Origin of the sequence: Sulfitobacter sp. UBA4523, assembly GCF_002388305.1 — a bacterium.
Lineage (GTDB): Bacteria > Pseudomonadota > Alphaproteobacteria > Rhodobacterales > Rhodobacteraceae > Sulfitobacter > Sulfitobacter pontiacus.
Genome location: NZ_DGMH01000005.1, coordinates 65,201 through 65,659 on the forward strand (window position 1 = coordinate 65,201; position 459 = coordinate 65,659).

The window sequence follows — 459 nt, forward strand, 5'->3', positions numbered from 1 at the left end:
GCGCATAAATCCGGCGGCACCGTACGGATGCAGATGGAGGTCCGCGCGTTGAAAGATCCGCGCACCTACGACTGGTCGCAGATCGCCAACATCACCCGTGGCTGGCTCGAATATCTCGCGATCTGGGAGAATGACGGCACCTTCACCCCCGCATTGCTCGAAAGCTGGGAGATCAACGAAGACGCCACCGAATATGTGCTGAATGTGCGCAAAGGTGTCACGTGGAACGATGGCACGCCCTTCACCGCCAACGATGTGGCGCGCAACATCACGGGCTGGTGCGATAAATCGGTCGAGGGCAACTCGATGGCCGGGCGCTTTGCCACGCTGATCGACGAGGACTCCGGTCAGGCGATCGAAGGCGCGATCACCGTGGTGGATGACCATACGGTCAAGCTGTCGCTGCCCCGCCCCGACATCACCCTGATCCCCGGCATGGCCGATTACCCCGCCGCTATG

At 61.7% G+C, this 459-nt stretch carries 1 protein-coding gene; it reads left to right on the plus strand.

Annotation, left to right across the window (positions count from 1 at the left end; translation table 11 throughout):
• Window positions 1-459: ABC transporter substrate-binding protein (locus B3849_RS00860; protein ID WP_286779700.1), on the plus strand; the 459-nt coding region annotated here is incomplete at both ends.